The sequence below is a fragment of the Bacillus sp. SM2101 genome, from assembly GCF_018588585.1.
GTDB lineage: Bacteria > Bacillota > Bacilli > Bacillales > SM2101 > Nanhaiella > Nanhaiella sioensis.
The window spans coordinates 1-3,303 of the sequence record NZ_JAEUFG010000037.1 but is presented as its reverse complement, the minus strand read 5'-3'; the positions used below and the strand labels follow the sequence as shown (position 1 = coordinate 3,303).

Here is a 3,303-nt window from a genome sequence, read left to right as displayed (position 1 = left end):
AACATTCGCTAATATCTCACATCCATTTTTTATGATCGCTACCGCTGTTTCATCGCAGCTTGTTTCGATTGCTAAAATAATTTGATTCTGTAATTGTTCCATTATATATTCACCCACATTATTAATGCATCCTCTTGATTATCTGTATAGTAATTCTTCCTAATTCCCCCATCATTAAATCCTAATTTGCGATAAAGCGATTGGGCAATTATATTTGATACCCGTACCTCTAATGTCATCGTCTTTGCCCCAAGTGCTTTTGCAAAGTCCACCAGTTGTTTTAGCATAGCTTCACCTAGTTTCCTGCCACGATATTCTGGTAACAAAGCTACATTCGTAATATGAGCTTCGTCTATTATAAGCCATGCCCCACAATATCCAATAACTAGCCCGTTTTCTTCCGCTACGATATAATGGGCGTATTTGTTATTATTAATTTCACTTAAAAAGATGTCCTTACTCCAAGGAGTAGCAAAAGATGTCTCCTCCACCTTCAGTACATTATCAATATCCTCAACATTCATTAACCTAAACAATGTTGTTGTTTCCATTTGCAGCTCCACTTTCTTTTTTCTGTGCTTCTAACCACTTCGCTTCTGCCTCAGCAAGGCGAATATAATTCGGTGAAAACTGATGTATATCCTCATTTTCCCTATACATTCCTAGCCATGCTAATTCAGCTGGTCTTGGATTGTTTAAACTCTCAGCTGCAAACACTGCTTTGTCCTTAAGCTCACTGATCATTACTTCTTTATGTAGCTCAACGTCATTACCTAATAATAATATTGGTTTATCGAGTGATGATAATGATTTAGCCCAGTCAGATGAGAGGACATTTTGATCTTGTTTTACTTGCTGCAATTCATCAGCTTTATATGAATACAACCCCGTATAAATTTGTCCCCTCCTTGCATCGAATAGTGGTGAAATATATCCAGGAAAAAAACGCCCATTTGCTGCGAGTACTTCGAGACTTGATACGCCTGAGAGTGGAATTTGTAATGACCATGCCAATGTTTTTGCAATTGTAACACCGATTCTTACACCAGTATAAGAGCCTGGTCCTTTTGCAACAATTATTTTCGATAGTTCCTTTGTTGAAATGTTACAGTCCTTCAATAATGATTCAATAGCAGGCATGACACGAATCGAATGATTCTTTTTTACATTTGTAATTATTTCTCCAATAACCTTACTTTCATCTACAAGAGCAATACCCATCACATCATTTGAAGAATCAATTGCTAATACTGTCATTTGCTTATAATCTCCTTACATACTTGTTCATAATGTACGCCAATAGGTTCTAGCATAAGCTTCCGTTTAGATTCACTTATGTGATTAATTCTCACTATTAGCCGTTCTGCTGGTAACTGATCAGCAATTAAATGAGCCCACTCTACAACTGTGATTCCATTTCCTTCGAAATATTCTTGAAATCCAAGATCTTCAGACCCATTTTCTAGTCGATATACGTCCATATGATAAAGAGGTACTTTACCTTGATACTCCTTAATGATTGTGAAAGTAGGACTATTTACATTTCTTGTAATCCCTAGTCCTTTCGCCAAACCTTTAGTAAATGTTGTTTTGCCAGCACCTAAATCACCTTCTAGTACAATCACATCACCCTGGTGCAAATGACTAGCTAGCTTGTATGCAATTTTCATTGTTTGTTCAGCAGAATCAGTTATAATTTCATAAGTTTTCATCTTCTTCACCTATCAATTGTTAAAATGGTTATATCCCTTTTTTTCTATCGTTTTAACTTTCCCATCATTTGTTTGTAGTAATACTTCTGAAGGTCCAGATTTCACTTGCCCAATGGCTGTTACCTTATAATTATGTTTAAGACATTCTTTCTCAAAATGGTTCCAGTCACTCTGCGGCAATGTACCTATGAGTTCGTAATCCTCTCCTCCATACAGAGCTTTTATTATAGCTTCGTTACTACAAACATCATATATTTGTTTACTTAAAGGAATTTGACCTTCTTCAAGATATATTGAAACATTACTAGCTTCGGCAATTTCATTTGCTTCACTAGCCAATCCATCACTAATATCATTTAACGCTACCCTATTATAACATGTCAACAAACGGCCAATCTCCACTCGAGGATAAGGCATTTGATGTTTGTTTACTAACTCTTTTTCAGTTAATTGATAAGAATATTTAATCCCCTTAGCTAATAACAACTGTAACCCTGCAGAAGAATCACCTAACGTTCCTGTAACAAACACGATATCACCATCCTTGGCATTACTTCTAAAAAGTTTTTTTCCTTTTTCAACTTCGCCAATGACGGTTACCGATATAACTAGTGGACCATTTGTAGATACAGTATCTCCACCAATCATATCCATATCATAATTTCTAGCTAAATCGTTCATTCCTGCATAAATGACAAGAATATCTTCTTCAGTCCAATGCTTAGGTATAGCGATGGATATTAAATAATAGAGAGGGATCCCCCCCATTGCTGCCACGTCACTTATATTAGCTGCTAAAGCTTTAAAGCCAATTTGATAGGGCTTCATGGTACTTCGCTTAAAATGGACTTCTTCTACCATCGTATCAATACATATTATTTGATCAAACTTATCCTGAGATGATACTAATGCTGCATCATCACCAATACCCATTATTAAAGATGATTGGTTTACAACCTGTGGTTTAATTTTGTTTATTAATGAAAATTCATCAATTACACTCATAAAATACCACTCCATCATGTTTATATAATAAATTACATTTAATAAATTTGTTAACTTAGATATTTGTTCGTAAGCCTCTATTTGTTAAAATATCACGAACTCTAGTCAATACTTATTTATTTCTTAACATGAAAAGAAACAATATTTCTTTATAATCATTATTTCTTTTTTTTTACTAAATTAGAACAGCTAGTTGGGGTTTTATAGGATTTCATCGCTATATGTTGTTCGTAAAAATATTTAAAGATGAACTACACATTTAATGTCAAGTTTACCAATACAAAAAAAACGAAACATCTAGTTTCGTTTGAGTCAGTTATATATGGCGGTCCCGACGGGAATCGAACCCGCGATCTCCTGCGTGACAGGCAGGCATGTTAACCGCTACACCACGGGACCACATTTATTCATTGGTTGCGGGGACAGGATTTGAACCTGCGACCTTCGGGTTATGAGCCCGACGAGCTACCAGACTGCTCCACCCCGCGATAATAAGAATATTATTATGTCTGGCAACGTCCTACTCTCACAGGGGGAAACCCCCAACTACCATCGGCGCTGAAGAGCTTAACTTCCGTGTTCGGTA

4 protein-coding genes, 2 tRNA genes and 1 rRNA gene are annotated in these 3,303 nt (G+C 36.1%); all 7 read right to left on the bottom strand.

Annotated elements, in window-relative coordinates:
• Window positions 1-101: 101 nt before the first annotated feature.
• A complete protein-coding gene (gene rimI / locus JM172_RS21725; protein ID WP_214484450.1) occupies window positions 102-551 on the bottom strand; it encodes a ribosomal protein S18-alanine N-acetyltransferase in 450 nt (149 codons plus the stop codon).
• Window positions 529-1,257 (bottom strand): tRNA (adenosine(37)-N6)-threonylcarbamoyltransferase complex dimerization subunit type 1 TsaB, encoded by a 729-nt coding sequence (gene tsaB, locus JM172_RS21720; RefSeq protein WP_214484449.1) that lies wholly within the window; start codon window positions 1,255-1,257, stop codon window positions 529-531. Before tsaB ends, rimI begins: the two co-directional genes overlap by 23 nt.
• Window positions 1,254-1,712: a tRNA (adenosine(37)-N6)-threonylcarbamoyltransferase complex ATPase subunit type 1 TsaE gene (gene tsaE, locus JM172_RS21715; RefSeq protein ID WP_214484448.1), complete on the bottom strand. Its 459-nt coding sequence runs from the start codon at window positions 1,710-1,712 to the stop codon at window positions 1,254-1,256. The genes tsaB and tsaE overlap by 4 nt, the downstream gene beginning before the upstream one ends.
• A gap of 12 nt (window positions 1,713-1,724) precedes the next feature.
• Window positions 1,725-2,717: a thiamine-phosphate kinase gene (gene thiL / locus JM172_RS21710; RefSeq protein ID WP_214484447.1), complete on the bottom strand. Its 993-nt coding sequence runs from the start codon at window positions 2,715-2,717 to the stop codon at window positions 1,725-1,727.
• Window positions 2,718-3,040: 323 nt separating this feature from the next.
• Window positions 3,041-3,116: transfer RNA gene (locus tag JM172_RS21705), tRNA-Asp, on the bottom strand.
• 12 nt (window positions 3,117-3,128) lie between these two features.
• Window positions 3,129-3,205 (bottom strand) — tRNA-Met (locus JM172_RS21700).
• Between the two features lie 19 nt (window positions 3,206-3,224).
• Window positions 3,225-3,303 (bottom strand): 5S ribosomal RNA (gene rrf / locus JM172_RS25720); the annotation flags it as partial.

Coding starts and splice junctions, on each gene's coding strand:
- rimI (WP_214484450.1), bottom strand. CDS start 551: ATGGAAACAACAACATTGTTTAGGTTAATGAATGTTGAGGATATTGAT.
- tsaB (WP_214484449.1), bottom strand. CDS start 1,257: ATGACAGTATTAGCAATTGATTCTTCAAATGATGTGATGGGTATTGCT.
- tsaE (WP_214484448.1), bottom strand. CDS start 1,712: ATGAAAACTTATGAAATTATAACTGATTCTGCTGAACAAACAATGAAA.
- thiL (WP_214484447.1), bottom strand. CDS start 2,717: ATGAGTGTAATTGATGAATTTTCATTAATAAACAAAATTAAACCACAG.